General features: G+C 43.9%; 18 protein-coding genes. 8 read left to right on the forward strand and 10 right to left on the reverse strand.

What is annotated here, in order from left to right; translation table 11 throughout:
- Positions 1–98: 98 nt before the first annotated feature.
- From ACZ5DR_RS16035 to ACZ5DR_RS16060, 6 genes are all read right to left on the reverse strand, one after another.
- The gene (locus ACZ5DR_RS16035; protein WP_377367612.1) at positions 99–1811 is read right to left on the reverse strand and encodes an L-rhamnose mutarotase; all 1713 of its coding nucleotides are present in this window, start codon (positions 1809–1811) and stop codon (positions 99–101) included.
- Entirely contained in the window at positions 1808–2821 is a 1014-nt protein-coding gene (locus ACZ5DR_RS16040) for an ABC transporter permease (protein ID WP_377367610.1), read from the reverse strand. The genes ACZ5DR_RS16035 and ACZ5DR_RS16040 overlap by 4 nt, the downstream gene beginning before the upstream one ends.
- Positions 2822–2830: 9 nt before the next feature.
- Positions 2831–3832 (reverse strand): ABC transporter permease, encoded by a 1002-nt coding sequence (locus ACZ5DR_RS16045; RefSeq protein ID WP_377367608.1) that lies wholly within the window; start codon positions 3830–3832, stop codon positions 2831–2833.
- Complete coding sequence (locus ACZ5DR_RS16050) at positions 3829–5331, reverse strand: sugar ABC transporter ATP-binding protein (protein WP_377367606.1); 1503 nt, start codon at positions 5329–5331, stop codon at positions 3829–3831. Before ACZ5DR_RS16050 ends, ACZ5DR_RS16045 begins: the two co-directional genes overlap by 4 nt.
- Before the next feature lie 102 nt (positions 5332–5433).
- Complete coding sequence (gene rhaS, locus ACZ5DR_RS16055; protein WP_377367604.1) at positions 5434–6429, reverse strand: rhamnose ABC transporter substrate-binding protein; 996 nt, start codon at positions 6427–6429, stop codon at positions 5434–5436.
- Between the two features lie 67 nt (positions 6430–6496).
- A complete protein-coding gene (locus tag ACZ5DR_RS16060; protein ID WP_133559440.1) occupies positions 6497–7279 on the reverse strand; it encodes a DeoR/GlpR family DNA-binding transcription regulator in 783 nt (260 codons plus the stop codon).
- A 203-nt stretch (positions 7280–7482) separates the two neighbouring features.
- On the opposite strand from ACZ5DR_RS16060, the gene ACZ5DR_RS16065 reads away from it, so the two are divergent.
- The 3 genes from ACZ5DR_RS16065 to ACZ5DR_RS16075 all read left to right on the forward strand — a co-directional run bounded on the left by ACZ5DR_RS16065 (position 7483) and on the right by ACZ5DR_RS16075 (position 12186).
- Entirely contained in the window at positions 7483–9576 is a 2094-nt protein-coding gene (locus ACZ5DR_RS16065; protein WP_377367602.1) for a bifunctional rhamnulose-1-phosphate aldolase/short-chain dehydrogenase, read from the forward strand.
- 21 nt (positions 9577–9597) lie between these two features.
- A complete protein-coding gene (gene rhaI / locus ACZ5DR_RS16070; protein WP_377367600.1) occupies positions 9598–10890 on the forward strand; it encodes an L-rhamnose catabolism isomerase in 1293 nt (430 codons plus the stop codon).
- Between the two features lie 138 nt (positions 10891–11028).
- The gene (locus ACZ5DR_RS16075; RefSeq protein ID WP_464543778.1) at positions 11029–12186 is read left to right on the forward strand and encodes an alpha-hydroxy acid oxidase; all 1158 of its coding nucleotides are present in this window, start codon (positions 11029–11031) and stop codon (positions 12184–12186) included.
- Between the two features lie 792 nt (positions 12187–12978).
- Here the strand turns inward: ACZ5DR_RS16075 and ACZ5DR_RS16080 are convergent.
- Entirely contained in the window at positions 12979–14325 is a 1347-nt protein-coding gene (locus ACZ5DR_RS16080; RefSeq protein WP_377367596.1) for an MmgE/PrpD family protein, read from the reverse strand.
- Positions 14326–14754: 429 nt separating this feature from the next.
- Between ACZ5DR_RS16080 and ACZ5DR_RS16085 the strand changes: the two genes are divergently transcribed.
- The 5 genes from ACZ5DR_RS16085 to ACZ5DR_RS16105 all read left to right on the forward strand — a co-directional run bounded on the left by ACZ5DR_RS16085 (position 14755) and on the right by ACZ5DR_RS16105 (position 21269).
- The gene (locus ACZ5DR_RS16085; RefSeq protein WP_377367594.1) at positions 14755–15963 is read left to right on the forward strand and encodes an aromatic ring-hydroxylating oxygenase subunit alpha; all 1209 of its coding nucleotides are present in this window, start codon (positions 14755–14757) and stop codon (positions 15961–15963) included.
- Positions 15964–16192: 229 nt separating this feature from the next.
- Entirely contained in the window at positions 16193–17152 is a 960-nt protein-coding gene (locus tag ACZ5DR_RS16090; protein ID WP_464543780.1) for a dihydrodipicolinate synthase family protein, read from the forward strand.
- A gap of 15 nt (positions 17153–17167) precedes the next feature.
- Positions 17168–18685: an aldehyde dehydrogenase gene (locus ACZ5DR_RS16095; protein ID WP_377367590.1), complete on the forward strand. Its 1518-nt coding sequence runs from the start codon at positions 17168–17170 to the stop codon at positions 18683–18685.
- 92 nt (positions 18686–18777) lie between these two features.
- Positions 18778–20115: an NAD(P)/FAD-dependent oxidoreductase gene (locus ACZ5DR_RS16100; RefSeq protein WP_464543782.1), complete on the forward strand. Its 1338-nt coding sequence runs from the start codon at positions 18778–18780 to the stop codon at positions 20113–20115.
- A gap of 44 nt (positions 20116–20159) precedes the next feature.
- Entirely contained in the window at positions 20160–21269 is a 1110-nt protein-coding gene (locus ACZ5DR_RS16105; RefSeq protein WP_377367587.1) for an FAD-binding oxidoreductase, read from the forward strand.
- Between the two features lie 138 nt (positions 21270–21407).
- On the opposite strand, the gene ACZ5DR_RS16110 is transcribed toward ACZ5DR_RS16105, so the two are convergent.
- From ACZ5DR_RS16110 to ACZ5DR_RS16120, 3 genes are all read right to left on the reverse strand, one after another.
- Positions 21408–22397, reverse strand: coding sequence for an isopenicillin N synthase family dioxygenase (locus tag ACZ5DR_RS16110; RefSeq protein WP_377367585.1), 990 nt, complete (start codon positions 22395–22397; stop codon positions 21408–21410).
- Positions 22398–22504: 107 nt separating this feature from the next.
- Complete coding sequence (locus ACZ5DR_RS16115) at positions 22505–23263, reverse strand: SDR family NAD(P)-dependent oxidoreductase (RefSeq protein WP_377367583.1); 759 nt, start codon at positions 23261–23263, stop codon at positions 22505–22507.
- Positions 23264–23290: 27 nt separating this feature from the next.
- Positions 23291–24253: a GlxA family transcriptional regulator gene (locus ACZ5DR_RS16120; protein WP_377367581.1), complete on the reverse strand. Its 963-nt coding sequence runs from the start codon at positions 24251–24253 to the stop codon at positions 23291–23293.
- Positions 24254–24312 lie beyond the last annotated feature (59 nt).

Genomic DNA, 24312 nt, shown 5'->3' on the forward strand with positions numbered 1-24312 from the left:
TCTGAATTTATAATATGTGTTCTTTTAAAAACGTGTTTTCTTATATGCGTCAAAGCCATTCTATTTGCGACAAACACACCTAGAAGCCAAGTATTCCGTTACGGCGTGGCAAGGTGTTCCATGTCTGCAATCCGCTCGCGCCATTGACGCCGATACAGATTCAGCAACGGCTTCAGTGTTGGTTCACATTGGGCGAGACTCAAACGCCCTTTATGTTTCAAGCTTTTATTAGACAATAGCGCCGCTCCACCTGCCGTGCCCGTTACATCACGGGACGCGTAGATTTCACTGTTGGCTTTCAAACTGGACAGTAAGGTCAGGAAATTTAAGTTATTACTAAAAGCTCCTTCCACCACGGTCATATCACTCTCGCCCAATAGATCAATGCAATAGTCCGTCATCAGCGCCACATAGACATCTGCCAAAGCTGATTGCTGGCCTGGAGTGAGACTCAATCCTCTGGCGTCAATGCGCCCCTGATACTGAGCAAAGGGGCCTCCCCCGGCAGCAAAGGAAGGTAACGCGAACACACCATTTTCCAGAATAAAGCCAACGTCCTCCATAGTGCCCTCTTTATCCGAACGCAAGGCTTCCCATTCCCTCCCTCCCATAAAACGGATGGTAGGCGTGGCACGTCCAAAAGCGTCCACATTGGCAAGCATGTCTTTGTGCTCATCCAGGGAATCTAAGTCACCGTTTATCGTGGCGATCACTGTCCAAGTGCCGCTGGAGATCACCGTAAGCGAATCCAATGGTTTACTAATGTAAGGTACTAAGGACGCATTGGAATCATGAATACCGTTAAAAATTGCGCAGTTTTTGGGGAGTCCGGTTTCTTCTGCAAGAGCAGGTAAAATGTTCCCCAACTTGGCACCTGTCTCAACCAATTGCGGGAAAAGCTTGTCCCAACCTTGCTGCTGAGAAAAATGAGAAAACTGGCAAGCGGATGGATTCCATAGATCCGTATGACATCCAAGAGAGGTCACTTCCGACACCTTTTGTCCCGACAGAAGAAAACCCCAATATTGTGGATACAAGAGTATATCGGTCACATTGCTAAACGCTTCTGGGAACTTAGATTGCTGCCAATAAAGCTGCTTACCTAGGTTTAAACCTTGAGGCAGTAAAGGACTGAAGGTTTCAGAAAATGGCGAGCGCAACTTCTCATACTCTGTTCGGCATTGATCTATACCATCGTACTCATAATCCAATACAGGTAACGCCAACTCATCCCCTTTCATGCAGGCAGCTGTTGCACCATGGGTTGTAATGGCAATACTGCCGATAAAATAGTTTGGTGTCAGGCTGGTCAATGTATCCTTGATCCATTGCCAAATGTTATTTACGTCAATGTGGGGATAAAGCCCATCATCCACAACGCTATTTGCTCGCTTTATCACATCCCTCAAAATTCCTGTTTGAGCATCCATCAAACAGATCTTGATATTGGTTTTACCGATATCCAAAACTGCTACAACTCGCGCCAGGTGCGCATCCTGAACATTGAAACGAAAAACTTCTTGCAGAGCCCCGGAAGCAGGCTCAAAGGAGCCCGATTTCGTTTCCATAATGTCCGCCATGTATTTCCACCAGCGTTGCATCACAGGCTCTTTTGCGAGCGCCTCGGAGTCTAAGTTCTCCGCATCAAATGTTGCATAAAGGCGACTTTCGGACTCGTCCAAATAAATGTAGTAGTTCTTAATGCCATAGGATTTCAGTAGTTCTGCCAAATCTGGCCAAAGCTCATCATGGCGCTTTTTGTATTCCGCTTCACATCCTTTGTGAAGGTACATTACGGATGAGTACTTCATACTTGCCTCTGACGTTTTGCTTTATACATGGAAATTAACACTGGCAAACTCACCACAAACATCAGCATCAGACCGACAATAATTGTCATAACGATGCCCGGAATATTCACCAGCCCCATTCCAAACGTCACCATACCCATCAGTATGACCGCCAGTACTACACCACCAATGGTGCCACTACCACCTAAAATACTGACGCCTCCTAAAACCACCATGGTAATAATGCTAAGCTCCCAGCCCATCGCAATACTGGGCCGCGTGCTGCCTAGTCGAGATGTTAACAGTACCGCTGCTACACCAGACATAAGTCCCACAAGAACAAACAAAATCAGTTTATGGCGATTTACATTAATACCTGAATAGTAGGCTGCATCAGGGTTATTACCGATTGCAAAAGTACGTCGCCCAAAGATGGATTTATGCAGTAACCAATAGAACACCAGGGCGAAAACAATGAATGCTACAAACTCAAATGACACTACCCAGTACACATAGCCTTGCCCAAGGAAATCAAAGCCATCTGGATAGTTTTTCAACACTTCATCGCCTAGGATAATGTAGCTAATACCGCGAAATAAACTCATCGAACCAATCGTCACTACGATCGAAGGAATCGCGAACTTTGTCACCAATAAGCCGTTGCACAAGCCACATAGACCACCGACCGCAATACCTGTCACAACAACCGCATAAAATGGTGCACCTAGCTCGGCGACCAACCCCATAATGGTACTGCTGAGCGCAATGATCGCAGCAACGGATATGTCAATCTCACGAGCAATGATCAGCAGCGCCATTGGCAATGCGATCAAGGCTTTCTCAGTAAAATTGAACGTTGCATCGGACAGATTCCAAGGGTCTAAAAAATAAGGCGATAAAAATGAATTCAGCACACACACGCCAAATAAAATAATCACCAAAAATGATTCCCAACGTACAAACTTGTTTAACTTACCTACGGGCAAAAAGTCAGGAACGCTGTTCTTTTTTGTTATTGTATTTGTTGTCATATTAACCTCTTACTTCGCGGCCATGGGTGTTTGAACTTGAGGACGATCCCGAAGGATAATGCGACCTTTGCTTTTCCCAGAACGGGAATTAGCTATCACAGCAGCAATGATCACAGCACCAGAAATGGCCATCTGCCAGAACGGTGATACACCAATCACAGGTAATGCATTGTTTACGACACCAATAAACAAAGCACCCATTACCACACCAAAGACGCTACCTATACCACCCATAATGCTAACGCCACCAATCACACAAGCCGCTACAACTTGAAGCTCAAAACCGTTTGCGACATCCACATACGCCACGGCAAATCGAGACACCCACAAGTAACCACACAAGCCAGACAAGGTGCCAGACACAAGGAATGCATAGAACTGCACCTTGCCAACATTTACCCCCGAGTAAAACGCCGCTGTCGGGTTGCCACCAGCGGAGTAGAAATTGCGCCCCCATTCGGTGAATCGCAACAATACAAAAGCCGCAAGGATAAACAGAATGGCAAGCCAACCGAGTACCGGAATACCCAGTAGCACAGCACGTGGGAAATCAATAAATGCAGCACTCATTTGGTGGGAGTTGATCCAGTTACCGTCAGAGATTAGAAATGTCATACCTCGATACACACTCATGGTCCCAAGTGTGATAACAATAGACGGCACTTTAAGTAACCAAACAAACACACCATTAATAGCACCAAGTAACGCCCCAACACCCAGCGCTAAAGCGATCAGTACAATGACAGGTAACTCCGGATAGACGTTATTCGTCATCGCCACTAACATGCCCGTAAACGCGACATTGGCCGCCACAGACAGATCAATGCAGCGGGTCACAATCACCAACATTTGCCCTATCGCGAGAATCATAAGAATGGATGTATCATTAAAAATACTCACTACATTGCTTATGGAGACAAAGTCCTGGGCGATCAAACCAATCGCAAAAAACATCACCACCACAACAAGTGCCAGAAAGCTCTCTCTTGAATTAGCTAAAAACTGCTTCATGCTGCTACGCCTCCTGTCGCTAGGGTAACCACTTGCTCAGGTGATGCCTCAGACCGATCCAGCTCTCCGACTAAGCGCCCTTCACTCATGACTAATATTCGATCAGACATACCTAAAATTTCTGGCAGCTCAGAGGACACCATAATCACGGACAAACCTAATTGAACTAATTCAGACATGAAGGCATGTACCGCGGCTTTAGAGCCGATATCAATACCTTTGGTCGGCTCATCAAGAATGATGACTTTAGGATTTGTTGCCAGCCATTTAGCGATGACGACTTTTTGTTGATTCCCACCCGATAAATTACCGACCGGCTCATTCCAGCTCGATGTTTTTACACGCAAACGCTCCCCAAACTGGCGCGCTAGATTCATTTCATCATCTAAATCAACACTGGCATTTTTTGACAAAGCCGAGAGCTGCGGCAAGCTGATGTTTTGGTAAATCGGCAATTCAAGCACGATGCCTTGCTTTTGACGCTCCTCAGGAACATAAACAATACCGTGGTTAATGGCTTCCGCCGGAGAGTTAATTGTCACGGTTTGACCATCAATGCGGATTTGACCGGATACATTATGACTCGCCCCAAACAGGGCTTGCATGGCTTCGGTTCGACCGGAACCGACCAATCCATATACGCCTAAAATCTCGCCTTTACGAAGCGTTAAATTAATATCGTCAAACTCAGTAGGATGACTGAGGGACGTAACATCCAGTACCACGTCACCGATGTCTGCGTCTTGTTTGGGATAGGTGTCTTCGATGCTACGCGCCACCATCATCTCCACCAAAGACTTTTCATTGGTATCGCAAATGCGCCCTTCACCAATGTAGCGTCCGTCACGGAAGACAGTGTAATAATCTGCAATACGGAAGATCTCATCAAATTTATGGGTGATAAAAAGAATGGCTTTACCGTCTGCTTTGAGTTGCTCAACTAAATCGTAAAGCTCTTGAATTTCATGGTGTGACAAAGCTGCGGTTGGCTCATCAAGTACGACAACTTTAGCGTCAATGGACAATGCCCGAGCAATCGCCACCATGTGTTTTTGACCGATACTTAAACCGCCTAAGTTCGCTTTTGGGTCGATCTCAGCATTAATCGAAGTCAGAATCTGTTGGGTGTTCTCAAACATGACTTGCCAATCGACAAAAAGGCCATGCTTACGTGGATAGTTACCTAGAAAGACGTTCTCAGCCACACTCAAGTTGTCAAAAAGCACCGTTTCTTGGTGAATCGCTGTAATACCAAGCTGGTGGGAATCCTGCGGCGAAGAAAATTGTATTGGCTTGTCATCAAAAACAATCTGACCTTCGTCAGGTTGATAGATACCCGTCATGGTTTTTACGAGGGTAGATTTTCCAGCGCCGTTCTCTCCGATTAGAGCCGTTACTTTACCTGGATAGAGGTTTAAATTGACTTGATCAAGCGCCTTAACCCCAGGAAACAGCTTGCTGACCCCTTCAAGACGAAATATTGGGCTACCTTCACTCATAAGCTTTGCTCTTATTTTTTTAGCTAATTAAAGGATTTTGTTTTCTGATATAGCTGGGTGATAGCGGCTCAGGGAGGAAACATCTTCCCTGAGCCGCTCACATTAAAAGATCGATGAGAAATCATCTACATTAGACGCGTCGTACACAAATGGATCTGCCATTGCACCATTTCCCGCATTGTCCAACGATAAGCTTCCCATGCGCCCCATTGGGATTTCTTTCCCAGTGGCTTCACCTTTCACAAGGTTGTAAGCAACGGTTGTTGCCGCATAACCTAGATCGATTGGATTCCAAATCGCGAAGTTATGAACCGCACCACTGTGAACGTGCCCCGCTAACTCTGATGGCAAGCCAAGGCCTGTTACATACACTTTACCAATCAGGCCAAGGTCGGTAATCGCTTGCGCCGCAGCCAAAATCCCGACCGTGGTGGGTGCTACAATCACATCTAGATCAGGATGATTTTTGATAAGTGCTTGCGCTTCACGGAAACTTTTATCTGCTAAGTCATCCCCGTAAACCGTATCGACAAGCTCCAGATTAGGGAACTCACCTAAAGACTTCTTCATCTCATCAATCCAGATATTCTGGTTGGTTGAGGTGGGTGTCGCACTCAAGATAGCGAACTTACCTGACTGCTGCCCTTTCTCGGCAACTGCATCGGCGGCCAATTTAACATTCATGCGACCAATAAGGCTGTTACTAGATGGGTTAATGTGGGCAATACGACCCTCTTCACCCACACCTGAGTCCCAAGAAATGACTTTGATACCACGACGCTGGGCTTTTTCCAAAGATGGAACCAGAGCATCCGTATCGTTAGCAGAGACAGCAATCGCGTCGACACGCTGTGCAATAAGTGAGTTGATGATTTCGATCTGACCTTCAGCGGTCGTCGTGGTAGGACCAGTGTAAATAACTTCTACGTCGCCAAGCTCCTCGCTGGCTTCTTGAGCGCCTTTATACGCCGCTTCAAAAAAGCCAATCCCTAGCGCTTTCACTAATAGGGCGATACGAACATCGTCTGCTGCCAACGTGTGGCTCGCGGTAAAAGTAGAACAGGCTAATACAACTGATGTGATGAGTTTCTTATTCATTATTAACTCCAAGAGTGCGTTCATCACCTACCGTTCATTATGACGATATAAGGTTCAGAGACGCAGTTTATTGTTTTTGTTTTGCAACTGTGATCAAACGACACCCTGCCGACTCGATCATCTCTTTACTCTTGTTATCAATACCGTCATCCGTGATAACGATATCTATGTGTGACAGTGGACAAACGATCATACTTGAGCGACTTTGAAACTTTGCGCTATCAACCAACAGCACCCGCTGATTCGCTCGGTTAATAAGCTTCATTACCGCCTGTACAATCTGTGGATCCGTTTCCATCACACCGTGAGAATTAACACCATAAGCACTGATAAATAGGTAATCAGCGTAAATATGCGCAGAAATATCCGTCGGGAAAGGACTCAAAATAATGTTCTGCTCCCGATGAATCTTGCCGCTAGGCACTGTCACACTGCATTTACTTTTCTTTATCAGCTGGTCCGCAATCACAAATGAGTTGGTGAACACCTGCAACTTCAAGTTCCGCATATGCTCTGCCATCGCGCTGGTGGTCGTACCGCCACTGATCATTATCGACATATTGTCTGATAACAGCTCTGCAGCAGCCTTTCCAATCAGTCGCTTTACATCGGCATTAATCGTTTGATTCACCGAGTAAGGGCGCCCAACTAGGCTCGCATCAGAAGGTGGATTAAGAGACTCAGCTCCTCCTCGCACTCGCTTCAACAAGCCTCTCTTGTCTAATAAGGTGATGTCTCTTCTAACTGTCGCTTCCGATGCACCGAGCATTTCTACTAGCTCTGTTACCGTGACCACAGGCCGATTACCCACCTCTGACAAGATCACTCTATGCCTTTCAACTTCGTGCATAAATTAACCCTCGCCATTCAATATAATTAATTTTCGATCATATTCAAGCAAATTTTGATCGAAAAATATTGAAAATGATTTGTTTTGTCTTATTATAGACCCATCAATCATTCTAACCCGCTGATTGCTTATAACAAATATAAAAAATTCTTTTGCCCAAAATTCCTAATAAAACTGGGCCAAAGAGCATTTAGAGGTCTACTATGTCCAATTCTACATCTCTTCCTAATCTTTGGGTCGACGCCACAGCTGCATCGATGTCCGAACCAGAAAAGTTGCAATATCGATCAAACCTGCTCGGTTCTGACATGCGTGTGACCAATTACGGTGGCGGCAATACCTCAGCCAAGATCGAAATGACTGACCCTCTCACTGGCGAGACAACCGAAGTACTTTGGGTAAAAGGCTCTGGCGGTGACATTGGCTCAATGGGCTTAGATGGCTTCGCCACTCTTTATATGGACAAGCTAAATCGCTTACCTGACTTGTATCGCGGCTTAGAGCACGAAGATGAAATGGTGGCGTACTTGCCACACTGTACTTTCAACTTAAATAGCCGTGCGGCAAGCATTGATACGCCATTACATAGCTACTTACCTTATAAGCATGTCGATCACCTACACCCAGATTCCGTTATTGCGATCGCAGCAAGCAAAAACAGCCGAGCACTCACTGAAGAGATATTTGGTAACGATATTGGCTGGTTACCATGGCGCAAGCCTGGCTTTCAGCTAGGGATGGATCTTCATAAGATCGCCACAGAAAACCCACATTTAAAAGGTGTGGTACTAGAGAGCCATGGTCTATTCACTTGGGCAGATGATTGCAAAGAGTGTTACCTGTTGTCGCTTGAAATCATCAACAAAGCACAAACATGGCTAGAGCAACGCAGCGAAGGAAAGGCGGTATTTGGCGGAGCAAAATTTTCAACCTTAGAAACCGACAAACGCGAACAAGTGGCAGCAACCTTAATGCCGATTATTCGTGGTAAAACCAGTGCGATTCAACGCCAACTAGGTCACTTTAATCAATCAGCCGAAGTCCTAGAGTTCGTAAACTCTAATGATCTAGAGCGCTTAGCCAAACTTGGCACGTCGTGCCCTGACCATTTCTTGCGTACCAAGATTCGCCCATTTGTTGTGAAATACAATCCAGAACAAGACAACCTAGACGAAGTCATTGCTAATCTAGACACGGAACTTGAAGCCTACCGCGAAGACTACGCCGCCTACTACAACCGTTGTAAACGCGCTGACAGTCCAGCTATACGCGACCCAAATGCAGTGATTTACCTGATCCCAGGCGTTGGCATGCTCTCGTTTGCTAAAGACAAAGCAACAGCTCGTATCGCGGGCGAATTCTATGTTAACGCCATTAATGTCATGCGTGGTGCGGATACCGTCAGTGAATACGTTGGTTTACCAGAACAAGAAGCTTTTGATATTGAATACTGGCTACTTGAAGAAGCGAAACTACAGCGCATGCCAAAACCGAAAGCCATGGCTGGCCGCATTGCACTGGTAACAGGTGGTGCTGGCGGCATTGGTTTAGCAACCGCGAAGCGTATGGCGAAAGAAGGTGCCAACATCGTCCTATTGGATATTGATGCTGAAGCGCTCACCAACGCTCACAAAGAGATGGAAGCCCAGTTCGGCAAGGATACTGTTTCTAGTGTGACAATGGACGTGACGAGTGAAGAGCAAGTCAAACACGCCATTCATCATTGTGCATTAGCATTTGGCGGCTTGGATACGGTAGTGTCCAATGCGGGCATCGCATCTTCAGCACCACTTGACGAAACCAGCCTTGCTCTATGGAATAAAAACCAAGAGATTCTTTCGACGGGTTACTTTTTAGTGGCTCGTGAAGCCTTTACCCTATTAAAAGCTCAGAATATGGGTGGCAACATGGTATTCGTTGCCAGTAAAAATGGATTGGTTGCATCGGCAAACGCCAGCGCCTATTGTGTTGCTAAAGCCGCTGAAATCCAATTATCACGGTGTGTTGCTTTAGAAGGTGCGCCACTTGGTATTCGAGCAAACGTCGTGAACCCAGATGCAGTATTGCGAGGTTCTAAAATCTGGACAGGTAAATGGAAAGAAGAACGAGCCAGCGCTTACAACATGTCAACCGACGATTTAGAAGAACACTACCGCCAACGCAGCATGCTAAAGCTAAATGTTTTCCCAGAGGACATCGCAGAGGCAATCTACTTCTTCGCATCGGATGCGTCAGCTAAATCAACTGGTAACATCCTGAATGTCGATGCAGGGCATGCGCCATCATTTACCCGCTAACAATAAAAATAGGGACTATTTATGACTCAGTTAATTAATAATGATCTGCTAGGCACCCAAAACCAAAGCCTAGAGAGCGGACTTAAAAGTGACTACACCGCACTGGGCGAAAAGCTTGCTCGCTCAGACATCAATATTGAAGCCATCCTACAAAAAGCGAAAGCTTTTTCGATCGCCGTACCTTCTTGGGGCGTGGGTACAGGTGGTACACGTTTCGCGCGCTTCCCAGGACAAGGGGAGCCGCGCAACATCTATGAAAAACTTGATGATTGCTCTGTCATTCAGCAGCTTTCCCAAGCGACCCCGGCCGTATCCCTTCACATCCCTTGGGATCGTCCGTCTGACCCAAATGAACTTCGTCAATATGCAGATCAATATGGCTTAATGTTTGATGCGATGAACTCTAATACGTTTCAAGATCAAGCAAATCAAGAGAACTCTTATAAGTACGGCAGTCTGACTCACACCTCTCAGGCAGTACGTGATCAAGCGATTGCTCACAATATTGACGTGGTTGAATTGGGCCAAAAGCTTGGCTCAAAAGCATTGACCATTTGGGTGGGGGACGGCTCAAATTTCCCAGGTCAACAACACTTTAAAAACAGCTTCGCTCAGTACATAGACAGTATCAAGCAAATCTACGCGACTCTTCCTAATGATTGGAATATGCTGTTGGAGCACAAAATCTTTGAGCCAGCCTTCTATTCCACTGTGATTCAAGATTGGGGGTCCAGCTATCTAGCCGCCAAGGAAACAGGAGAGCGCTGTTTATCATTGGTCGACCTAGGACATCACGCGCCAAACGTGAACATCGAAATGATTGTGAGTCGACTCGCGCAATTTGGAAAACTAGGCGGATTCCATTTCAACGACAGCAAATACGGTGATGACGACCTAGACAGTGGCTCTATTAATCCATACCAACTGTTCCTAGTGTTCAACGAGCTGACGGACATCCAGCTTGAAAACCCAAGCTATAGCCCGTTTTATATGCTGGACCAGTCCCATAACGTGACTGATCCAATTGAAAGCTTGATGTACAGCGCCGCTGAAGTGCAACGTGCATACGTGAAAAGCTTGCTTGTAGACCGCAAAGCATTGGCTCATTACCAACAAACCAATGACCCGATGATGGCGCAAGCCACACTGAAACAAGCGTACAACTTGGACGTTGAGCCTATTTTGCAAATGGCTCGTTTCCAAAGTAACGGCGCCATAGACCCTATCGCCTGTTATCGTGAAAGCGGTTACCGTCAGCAGTGCGCCCAAGCCCGCCCTGTAGATCCAAACAAAACCGGCTCAGGCATCATTTAACGGGCACTGAGCGCTGCTATGACAAAAAAGCCCAACAATAAAGTTGGGCTTTTTGATGTCAATAACTGCCACGAAAGAGCCCTCTCCCCTTATAATAGCTACCGCATAAGGTAATAAAACCGTTACATCCAGGAGCACATGATGAGCTTAATCTGCGAACTAAGCGACCTACGACGCTTATACCATAAACGCGTACCTAAGATGTTTCAGGGTTACTGTGAGTCAGGTTCTTGGACCCAGCAAACACTATCCCTCAACACTTCCGACTTTAAAGAAATACTGTTCCGCCAACGTGTAGCGCGTGATCTTGAACCGCGCTCCCTAAAAACCACTTTAGTGGGCCAAGATGCGAAGATGCCACTTGCCCTCGCACCCGTTGGCTTACTTGGTATGCAGCATGCTGATGGCGAGATCTTAGCCGCCCAAGCAGCAGAAGAATTTGGCGTACCCTTTACCTTGTCGACCATGAGCATCTGCTCGATTGAAGCCGTTGCCGCCAAAACCCAAAAGCCCTTTTGGTTTCAACTTTACGTACAAAAAGACCGAGAATTCACTAAAAAGCTTATTGATAGAGCCAAAGCCGCAGGCTGTTCAGCATTGGTTGTTACACTGGATCTGCAAATGATTGGCCGACGTCATGCCGATCATCGTAATGGCATGACAGCACCGCCACGCCTAACCCTGCCAAACATCATCGACATCGCTAAACGCCCCCGATGGGCCATGGGCATGCTCAATACAAAAAACCGCGAGTTCGGAAACATTCAAGGCTGCGCAACTGGCGTCGATGACATGAACGACCTAATGAAATGGACGGCTGGCTCTTTTGATACCAAATTAGGCTGGGAAGACATCCAATACTTCCGTGACATCTGGCAAGGCCCGCTCATCATCAAAGGCATTATGGAAGCAGACGACGCTCGGGAATGCGTCAAACTCGGCGCTGATGCTATCGTTGTTTCCAACCATGGAGGTCGACAGCTAGATGGTGCTCGATCTTCCATTAGCACCTTACCTGAAATCGTTGAGGCCGTAGGCGACCAGATTGAAGTATGGCTTGATGGGGGCATCCGTAGTGGACAAGATATTATTCGCGCTAAAGCACTAGGAGCAAAAGGCGTCATGGTGGGCCGCCCAATGGTGTACGGACTTGGTGCTATGGGCAAGCCTGGAGTCTCAAAAATGCTAGAGATTTTCCACCAAGAAGCAGAACTCACTATGGCCTTTATCGGTCACCGAGACATTCACCAAGTGACCCGAGACGATATTGTCTTAAGGACACCCTTCCCTCGTTAAGCACAACCACACAACTCAGCACAACAGTGCTGAGTTACCTCTATCGTGAACCACTCAATGCGTAATGCTATTCCACAATAGGCATCGTCGTGACTAAGAGAAAACGAAGCTACTAGCAAACCTCGAAGAAATAAGAATCCCCGATATAAAGGTCAGACATGAGAATTTAAAAGAAATGGTTGCGGGAGCTTCGGGTTATGAGGATCAATTTTATATCTTACTTTATCTTACATAAATTCAATTTTCTAATATGTGAAATTAAAAACCTTAAAAATCAATAACTTAAATTTTACTTTATTTCTAAAATTTAAAGTACTAAACCTAAATCAGCCAATAGAATGAAATTAATTTCACTTTCTCTATATGTAACTTGGTCTCAGAATCCCTATTCTCTTAGGGTGAACCCACTACGAATGACAAGTCCTTCGGGCTGCTATTCGTAAAGAAGAATATCAGTTTCCGAACCGTTAAGTAGAACTAAATATCTCACAGATGTTCTCTGTATGTGATGAGTACAAGGACATTAATGGATCTCCCTACTTTCAGCATACTATGCCAGAGAAGCACAATAATGGGCCTTTCTGAAAATGGACACCTTTTGGATTTGCTGACTTTGGGGTGCCATTTCGCAGAGTGTGCGCAAAGCACCGCAATGAGTTCCTTAGAAAACTGACCCCCCCTTTATCCCTGTTAAATTAGGTGTCAGTTTGTCTAAGCAATTAAAGGCCTGAAATGTATTTAGGGGAAATAGAAACAAGTAACTTTTCGCTTCTGCGAATTATTCAATCCAACTTACCCATTTGGTAAATTAGTCAGCATAGACAATAGCTGCAGAATATTAGATTTCTTTTCTAAAGACTCTATCTCATCAATTATTGAGAATTGTTGCTCTATGGAAAGCACATCTCGTGTGTAATTCTGAAATTTTGCCACAATATCTTCTTTGGTCATCGGCACATTTGGATCTCCTTTAGCCTGACTAATAGGACTACGGATCACACGACCATTTTTTAATACAATCTCTACTCTAGAAAGAATTTCTGCTGGAAAACGCTGTGACAACTCATCGGATTCAACAATCCTGATGCGGTCTGCCAATTTTAAAACAGCTTCATCATGAATCGCATTTTCATCAACCTGGTTAGGACCTAACTCTCCGTTGCAAATCAAAGCAGCAACAGGAAAAGCCAGTGCATATTGAGCCTCATCGGAATTCTTTGGGTGATAACCTTGTAAGCGCATGGACTCATGGAACGTTTCAATTTGGACCGATTCAATGTTTTCTGGCCGAATCGTTTCATCAAGCTCTAACATAGCAACAACAGCTGTCAGTGCAGGTTGCGCCCAACGACAAACAGGCCAAGGTTTAAAATATTGATTGTCAATTTCCCAAACTGCCCCAAGATCTTGCCAGGCATTTGATTGACCAACGTTCAACATTAATTCTGTAGGCGCACCAGTAATACCACTTTGAGCTAAAAACAAAGCATTCACTCCACTGAAAGCGCCTGCGCCATGGGCATCTCTCAAATTACTCGGATAGTCAATTAACTTCATCATTGGGCAGCGCGGTGAGAAATATTCCGCGATTCCCATTGCATGTAAACAAGCACCTTGTTCAATCTTTAAGATCCGAGCCCCTGCTGCCACAACCCCTAAGCCAGAAAAAGCGCCTGATGCATGGTAATCGGAGGCGTTTGACATTAGCGCCACTCCTGCTCTTAAAGAGACTTCATAACCGATTGCGAGTAATGTTAAAAACTCTTCGCCTGAGATATCACGCCCTTGATCACAATAAGCATCAACTAATGACAATAATGCAGGGACAACTGTAGCGCCAGCATGACCTTTGGATAAAAAATGCCCTTCGTGAGCATCTAAACTATCCGCAGAAAAACCTCCAGCCCAAGCTGCCCCCAAAGGAGAAACAGAACGACCATCAAATAATAAACGAGTTGAAACATCAGAGGCTGAATAGTAATCAATTGCAAATTTCCTAATATTCCTACTGGTATCATTTTCCGAAGCGGCGCAAATAATACCTAAAATATCTATCAGCGAGGACTTCAAGAGTATTTTCGTTTTTTCAGGTATATCTTGGAAACTCAAACTTTCGCTAAACCTAAAGACCTCGTACATTATATTTCCTCTTTTTTGGCCATTTAATTATCTGAAAATAATCATTAGGTCTGATGAAAGTCAATATTTACAAAAAGTATAAATCCTTTCCTCTACATAAAATCAGTTATTAAAAATATCTCCTGTCTACATTCAATTTATTCTAAAATATTAATAACCTTGAGGTTTTAACAAACACATTGTCGTTAACCTCCCCACTTCGATAACCTAAAGTATTCAATTACCCTTAAAAAAGGTCGCTTTACCCCTTTGGCACACCCGACCTAGACTTGTGAATAAGCCAGACATCTAGCGATATCAGGGTAACTATTGTATAAAAGCGCCCTATAAAATCAGGCCTCAGAGCCTACGTCGGGGGGAACCAGTCGTTTTAGGATGAGTTATAACATCCTCTAGCAACTGCCGATGACAAACATAATGGAGAAAGAAATGAGTAGCCAAAAGTCTACCTTAGATTTAATCAACGAGCGTCAACCTAGGCATGCCTTAAGTCGCGAGTTGTATACCAATGAAGATGTGTTTCAAGAAGATCTTGCTCAAATCTGGCACAAAGAGTGGATCTTTGCTGGCCATACTTTTGAAATTGAGAAAGCAGGTGAATATATCACACTCCAAGTTGGCAATTATCCCGTTATCGTTGTTCGTGATGACAAAGGTACTGTAAGAGCTTTTCACAATGCCTGTCGCCATCGTGGATCCCGCATCTGTAAAAACAGCAAGGGTAAAAATGCTAAATTAGTTTGCCCATACCATAAATGGACATTTGGACTAGATGGTAAACTTTTATTCGCAGGCAATATGGGTCAAAACTTTGACACCTCGACTCATGGGTTAAACACTGTTCACTGCGAAGTCATAAACAGCTACATATACATCTGTGTTGCAGACGAAGCCCCTGATTTTGCTCCATTTCGAGAAGCAGTAAGGACCTTTACTACGCCACATAATCTAGATGATTGTAAAGTTGCATTCGGATCTAACCTAGTAGAAAAAGGTAATTGGAAACTAGTTTTTGAAAACAATCGAGAGTGTTATCACTGTGATGCAAATCACCCAGAATTATTAAACTCGTTTGTTGAAAACCTTTCCGTAGCTGGGGTAGGCGGGGAAGAAGACCCAGAGCTTACGGAGCACTGGAATAAATGTGAAGCTGCAGGTTTACCAAGTCGCTTGGTTATGGATGAAGCGGGTCAGTTTCGCATGACACGAATTCCACTATCTGCAAAAGCAGTGAGTTATACCATGTCTGGTAAACCTGCTGTAAATGGTCGACTTGATAATTCTGGGGTTGAAGACATCGGTGCTCTGCTCTACTTTCTCTACCCATCCACTTGGAATCATTTCTTAGGAGATCATGCATTGAGTTTCCGCATTCTTCCTCTAAGCTCTGGAGAAACATTAGTTACAACAAAATGGCTCGTTCCAAAAGAGGCCAAAGAAGGTGTCGATTACGACATCGACGACCTGACAAAAGTGTGGCTGGCCACTAATGACCAAGATCGAGAGTTAGTAGAAGAAACATTCCGCGGCGTTCAGTCACCTGCTTATATACCAGGCCCATTCTCTGAAATTGCTGAAAATGGTGTTTGCCAATTTGTTGATTGGTATTGCGATACCATGAAAAAAAGGCTGAGTTAATACTCTTTTACATTCCCCTTAAAAATGCGGCTTTATTAGCCGCATTTTTTTTGCTAGCAACCTCTAAAAACAAAAAACCTAAAACCTATTTTTAATAAATCTTTAATAACTACAGGTTAGGCATTATGCCGAAAAAAGGTTGATTGTATAGGTATCAAGTAACTGAGTAAGATCATTATTAATGTAATGATGTTTTAAGTCTTAATAGTATTGTTTTTATAAAGATACCATGGATAAAAAGAGAGTGAAGCAAATGAAATTTGAAGGCATATATACTCCTGTCATCACCCCTTTCCGGGAAGACAGCTCGATCGATTTTGACGCATATGTTAAGCATGTAAACTATCTAGTAGACTCAGGTGTTCATGGTCTAATGATCGGTGGTACTACAGGCGAATACTATGTGGAAAGCCATGAAGAGCGCTTGGAACTTCTGAAAAAAGCAAAGGAAGCCGTGGGTGATAAGACACAAATTATTTTTGGTACTGGATCACTCGACCCAAAAGCATCATTAAAGCTTGCGGAAGATGGAGCTAAATGCGGTGCGGATGTATTACTTGTCGCAACTCCCCCTTATTCTCTGCCAACACAACGGGAACTTGCACTTCATGCCTTAACAATCGACCGTGCTGCAAATCTGCCTATCATGCTTTACAACTACCCAGATCGAATGGGTGTAAACATGGAAGAAGAGTTCTTAGATCGAGTTGGGCAATCAAAAAACTTTTGCGGCATAAAAGAAAGTTCAGGCGATATCAATCGTCTTCACATGTTATTGCGAGATTACCCTCACATTCAAACCGCTTGTGGTATGGACGACCAAGCATTGGAATTCTTTGCTTGGGGTGCACGTAGCTGGGTATGTGCTGGGTCTAACTTCCTGCCAAAAGAGCACCTAGCGCTCTATCAAGCATGTGCTTTAGAGAACGACTTTCAAAAAGGACGTCGAATAATGTCTTCTATGCTTCCTCTAATGCGAGTGCTAGAACAAGGCGGTAAATTCATTCAGTCTGTTAAATATGGCGTCACTTTAGACGGACGGTTTGCTGGCACGGTTCGTAAGCCCTTGCGTGATTTGAACAAAGATGACAAGCGCCAAATGGAGCAAGTAACCCGAACGCTGAAAACTTCTATCGCAAAGATTCTAGCTGAAAATCCTTCCAAACCATCCGCGAAAGCCACCAAGTAAGCAGGAGATTAAACTATGTCAAACGTATTAACAGAGCAAGAATATCAAGCCATTGCCAGCCCTTTGACATTTCCGACAATGGCTTTCATTGATGGGAAGTTTCGACCTGCAAAATCTGAAAAGACCTTTGCTAGCTTAAACCCGGCCACAGGTGAACATCTCGCTGATATTGCAGCATGTGGCAAAGAAGATGTTGATTTTGCAGTAGAGAAAGCACGTGAAGCTTATGATGACGGTCGCTGGAGTAAGCTTCATCCAAGTGAACGCAAAGCATCGCTAATTAAATTGTCAAAGCTCGTACTGCGTAACCGACATGAATTAGCGGTAATGGAAAGCTTGGACTCAGGTAAACCGATTTCTGATTGTGAGAACATTGATATCGAAGAGTTTGTTCACATCATGAAGTGGCATGCCGAACTCATTGACAAAATTTATGACCAAACGGCCCCTGTTGGTCCTGATGCTATATCGATGATTGTGCGGGAACCCATTGGGGTCGTAGGTGCTGTGTTGCCTTGGAATTTTCCATTGCTAATGCTTGTATGGAAAATTGCTCCTGCATTAGCAGCAGGTTGCTCCATGGTCATAAAACCAGCCGAGCAAACCTCTCTGACTGCCTTGCGCATTGCCGAACTAGCTGTAGAAGCAGGTATACCTCGAGGCGTGCTAAATATAGTTACTGGTGGTGGTGCGGAAGTTGGCGAACCTTTGGGCCTTCATATGGATGTCGATATGTTGACATTCACGGGGTCCACAGCAACAGGTCGACGTTTCCTTCGCTACTCTGCTGACTCAAATATGAAAAAAGTCGTACTCGAGCTTGGCGGTAAAACCCCATGTATCGTTCTAGATGATGCAGAAGACATTGATTATGTGGCTCAGCAAGTCTGTGCTGCAGCATTCTGGAATATGGGGGAAAACTGCTCTGCTGGTTCTCGTCTCATCGTTCAAGCAGGCATCAAAGACAAGCTTCTGGAGCGAATTAAAGTGCATGCTCGCGACTGGAAAATTGGCAACCCGCTAGATCCTCAAAATGCCCTAGGAGCGATGATTGATAGTAATCACTTTAACAAAGTTGAAAGCTATCTAAACCTAGGCAAAAAAGCAGGATACGAGCTTGTTCTTGGTGGCAATACTATAGATGGGCGCTTTATAGAGCCAACTGTGTTTGATGGCGTGTCAAATTCAGACGAACTTGCCCGCGACGAGATCTTCGGTCCAATCCTGTCAGTCATTACAGTGCAAAGCTATGACGAAGCGATTCAGGTAGCAAACGATACCGAATACGGCTTAGCCGCTTCTGTCTTTACCGCTAATGGGAAAAAAGCAATACGAGCAGCTCAAGCGATTAAAGCAGGTACCGTGACAGTAAATTGCTTTGGCGAAGGTGACATAACGACACCATTTGGAGGGTATAAGCAATCTGGGTTTGGAGGTCGAGATAATTCAATTCATGCCCACGATCAGTACACAGAACTTAAAACCATTTGGATCGATCTGAGTGACGGCCAAGTAGATGGCTCTATCGACTAACCACCTCTAGTCGGTAGGTTCAAGAGCTCTCCCTTATCGCCTCAAGTTATAAGTGGGGAGCTCTCCCTATTGTTTTCAAGATGGGATTTGCTATGACGCATAAAAAAATCACAAGACTTCCAAAGGACCCCGGCCCCTCGGCGTGGAATAAGATCATCGGTTCAGATGACGAGTACCCGATGTTAACAAGTGACATCGAGGCTAGCTGGGTCATAGTTGGTGCTGGGTGGGCAGGCATGGCCGCTGCACGTAGATTAAGCCAACTAATACCTAATGACGAAACAATAGTGGTCGTCGATGCTACACGATTAGCTGAAGGGCCTGCTGGTCGAAACAGTGGTTTTCTAATCGACCTGCCACATGATTTGAACTCAGAGACTTACGCAGGTAACAACGCGAACGATCTCATGCAGATCAAAATGAATCGGCATGCTATCGACTTTGCAGAATCAGCAGCCATTGAGTATGGCATGCCCAAGTCCGTTTTCAGCCGTAGTGGTAAGATCACTGGAGCCTCAACCAATCAAGGCATCAAACATATATCCAGCTACAGCAAACACTTAAATGAGATTGGTGAAAGTTTTGTGCTCAAAGATGCTGCAGAAATGCAGCAGATTACAGGATCATCTTTTTACATCGCTGGACTCGAAACCTCCGGTGGTGCAATGGTTCAACCGGCTGCTTTCATACGCGCCTTTGGTAAAGGTTTGCGAAACCGCATAAAGATATTTGAAAACACGCCAGTTTTAGAGATGAAAACGGGCTCTCCTCATATTCTCAAAACCCCTAAAGGGTCAATAAAAGCGAAACATTTGATCTTAGCGACGAATGGTCACATACAATCATTTGGATTTTTTCCTAAGCAGCTACTTCATGTGTTCACTTTTGCCTCAATGACACGTGCACTGTCACCTACTGAGCTTATATCCTTAGGGGGCAGACCAGACTGGGGAATTCTCCCTGCTGATCCAATGGGCACTACAGTTAGGAAGATCTCTAACTACTCTGGCAGTGGAGATCGATTGATCATTCGCAATTTAGCCACGTTAAACCAATCACTCGAAGCGACCACTGCAGATATGCGTCGAGCTAAATCAATGCAAGACCAATCATTTTCAGACCGTTTCCCTATGTTAAAAGACGTTGAGATGGAATATCGATGGGGTGGCCGCTTATGCTTGTCCTTGAATGCAATGCCAGCCTTCGGAGAACTGGATAAAAACGTGTGGTCTGCCTGTTGTCAAAATGGTCTTGGCACCGTTAAAGGAACACTTTCTGGTATGGCAGCAGCTGAACTTGCTGTACTGGGACACACTGATTTAATGGATAATATCCAGTTACCGAGTACATTGCCCCCCGAGCCATTTTTATCAATTGGCGCAAATATGACAATGCGCTGGAAACAGTGGCGAGCAGGCAAAGAGCTTTAGTAAATAATTGCACTGGACTGCTATCAGTCTCTTGGAGAACACCAATGAATGAATTTAATTCCTCAGACTTTTTGAATACCATGAATACTCAAACATGGAGCAATGGTCGTCATTTAGTGCGGTGCGTGAAAGTCATCCCTGAAACTCATGATGTCACCACGTTCACTTTTAGTATGAATGAACCAGTTATGTTTTTCTTTAAACCTGGTCAATTTGTGACACTAGAGTTAGACATAGCAGAAGAACGCATCATGCGTTCTTACACAATTTCCAGCTCCCCTTCTATTCCGTACAGTTTTTCGATCACGGTAAAAAGGGTACCTGGTGGCGTGGTATCCAACTGGTTACATGACAATTTAACACCAGGGGATCAGTTGGCAGTTCACGGACCGGTTGGTAATTTCAATTGTATGGACTATCCCGCTGATAAAGTCCTGCTACTTTCTGGTGGTGTTGGTATCACGCCAGTCATGTCTATGGCTAGGTGGTGGTTTAACACAGACTCCGAAGTCGATATGGTATTTGCTCATAGTGCTCGTTCACCTAAAGACATTATCTATGCTAAAGAACTCGAGTACATGTCAACTCGAATTGACAACTTCAAGATGCATCTTATTTGCGAACAAACGAATATAGGTGAATCTTGGGGAGGTTATAGAGGCTATTTAAACACCCATATGTTCCAATTAATTGCGCCTGATTATATGGAACGAGAAGTTTTTTGCTGTGGACCTGAGCCTTATATGAAAGCAGTCCGAACATTACTTCAAGAGCTGGGATTTGACATGACTCGCTATCATGAGGAATCGTTCGGCGCGACTCCTATTGAAGATGTTAAGTTAGCAGAAAAACATGCAAATCAAGCTGAGCTCGAAGATCTAGAACCCAAACAAATGATCATGCTTCGAATTCCTGAAATGGAAGTAATGCAGGAAGTAGCTCTTGACGTCATTCTAAATGAAGCAGCGGCAGAGGGTGGTGTTAATATTCCAAAAGCTTGCGGTGTTGGCATATGCGGCTCTTGTCGTGTAAAAGTAGTCCATGGCAACTTTGAAATGAATCATAATGGCGGTATTTCTGAAGAAGAGATAAACGACGGCTACGTATTATCATGCTGTACTCGTGTAAAAGGCGATATAGAAATAGAGCTCTAAAATAGGAATAGTCTAAAATCTTTACCTATTAATTCATCCTGATACAAAAATGGGCGTATAAGATTTCTTATACGCCCATTTTTATATCATTTACACACCTAATTTCTGTGGACAGACAGGCTCGAAGAAATTAAATAATTAAGCACTTTTCTCTATTTGAAGATGTGCATAACTGTCTACAAAACGACGGAATTTATGTTCACCGCATTTATAAGGTGAATAACTTGATTGCTCTAAATCCGACACACAAGTTGGAACTGGCTCCACAACTGCATCAAAGTCCATATCCATAAAGAATGGATATGAGTATCGCTCTTTACCACTGGTATTTATGACTCGATGATACGTAGAAATGTATTTATTATTCGTATACGTTTGTACTAAATCACCGATGTTAACAATAAAGCTTCCAGGCATTGGCGGTGCACTAATCCAGTTACCATCTCGATTTTTTACCTGTAAGCCACCTACTTCATCCTGAGATAAAATAGTTAAAAATCCGTAGTCCGTATGTTCACCTATACCAATTTTTTCACGAGATATCTCTCCAGTTTGCGGTGGGTAGTGCAATAGGCGCTGAATAGAAATAGGTTTCTTCTGTAATTTATAAAAGTAGTCAAAGGGCAAGCCAAGGCTCAATGAGATCGCGCCAATAAGTTTATTTGCGAGAGCTAACATCTCAGAATGATATTCTTCCATCACTTGCTTGAAGCCTTCGATGGATTCCGGCATCAAATTTGGCCCAAAAAATGGCGATACTTTATCCTCGTGTTGTCCATAATCAAAGCATTCTTTAAAGTCTTGCGTGTGATTTGGATCGACGTTTTCACCAAACATGGGAATATAGCCCCTGAGTGTCTCACCGCTTCTTTCAATATTTAACTTTTGCTTTTCTTCTAAGGGTAAGTCAAAAAAAATCTCTGTATAATTTTTGACTTTTTCCATTAATTGTTCATTGACACCATGATTAACGATGTAAAGAAAGCCGATATTTTCACATACTTCACCAATTTTTTTCGCCACAGATTCAATGTCTGTTCCATCAATTAATGTACTCAAATCAATAACTGGAATTTCATTAAAATTTGTTTCTTGTGCACTCAAATAACTATCAACTCTAGTACTCATGCTCCTTTCTCCCTTTATGGTTTTTATAGGACAGAAGCTATTATGATAAAAACTAGATTATTGCTGATATTAAAAATCCGAACATTTTTAGCAAATTTTATTTCCCACTAAAACGGGAGAGGTAGCTTTGAAGTCCGACCTCCATCCACTACTAAAATTTGTCCTGTGACGAAGCTTGATGCCTCTGAAGCAAGAAACACTGCGACTCCACCTATATCTGAAGGCGTGCCCGTCCTACCTACTGGGTGCATTCGCAGTAATTCACTCATCACCTTTTCTTCATTTTCTTGGCTTCCAATATAGGCATTGCTTAAATCACTTTGAATCCAACCTGGGGCTATCGCATTACAACGAATGCCCTTGCTCCCTAAATCTACGGCTAACGCCTTAGTTAAACCATGAACAGCTGACTTTGAAGTACAATAAGCTAAGTGGTTTGGGTTCGCCGCTATTCCTTCTATCGAACCCATGTTGATAATGCTAGCGGAAGTACTAGCCACTAAAAATGGCATAAGCGCTTTGACAATAAAGGCTGGGGTACGAGTATTAATCATCATCATTCGATCCCATTCTTCTTCATCCAAGTCTTCAACCGCTTGCTCGAACATAATCCCCGCGTTGTTCACGACCACATCTAAAGCGCCTAGGTGCTTTTCGACGTAGACAGCAATAGTTTTAGATGCATCCTTCGCAAGTAGATCCACTTGGCAAAAATGAACGTTGGGATTTTGTGAAAGAGTTCCTTGTAAAGGCTGCCTCTGAGCAATAAGAACGGTCGCTCCAGCTTCTAGTAAGGCTAATGTGACTCCAAGGCCGATACCTCTACCACCACCGGTAATGAGTGCAAATTTACCCTTTAGCGTCATTATGATACTCCTATATTTGTTCCATACTTATTGACTATCTATACTTTTCCTAACAGCAGAAGGATGACAACCAAACTCTTTCCTAAAACATTGCCCCATATAACTATGAGACGAGAATCCGCACGCATTCGCAATTTCTGATAATGGTAAGTGGGTTGCTTCAACCAATTCATAGGACCGTTCAAGCCTGATTTTTAAATAATGCTTGTTAGGCGTAGTATCAAAATGCTTGCGGAAAGTCAGCTCTAACTGGCGGATAGAGGTACCAATCATTCTACAAATCTCATCAATACTGTAAGGCTCCTCTATATTTGTTTCCATAATTTCTATTGCAGCCCCTAAAACGGGTGATTTTAAACGTAACCTTAAATGATGATTGCTTTTTTTGATTTCATCTAATGTCCGAATTTTATCTGCTTGAAATCGCTGTGAGATTCTTTCAGTCAAATTCGTGCCAAAATCCAAACCTATTAAATACATCATGAGGTCTAGTGCCGTTGTGCCACCTTTACAGGTATAAATCTGATCTGAAACGGAGTACAAACTTTCTTGAATTGGGATACGAGGGTAAAGCTCTCTAAAAACATCTTCTTGCTCAGATGTAACTGTACAAGTCATTTCTTTCATCAACCCTGAACGGGCAAAAATAAAACTTCCACTTGATAGTGAAACCAGCTTACCACCATTCTTATACTGGTTTTTCAATAGCGTCATCAGATGTGAATTATTATATTTAGAGGCACCTTTATAAGCACATAGACAGATTAAATCCGCTGCTCTAAATTCAGAGATATGTTCGTCAGCTTGTATCATTATGCCATTTGAGCTTAGAACCCTTTTATCTCCTACTTCATCAGAAGCGCTAAATATCACACATTTGTAGAGCTCTTTTTTTTCTAAAGCATTAGCAACACTAAAGGCTTCTACCGTTAAAGAAAATGAGGTTAACGCAAACCCCGGTAACAAAATAATAGCGACCTTTTTAGTCAAAGTTACCTCTACGAACAAGTATTTTTCACAAAAAATAAAAAAGGCCAGGTTTTAGCCTA

Source organism: Marinomonas vaga (genome assembly GCF_055388305.1).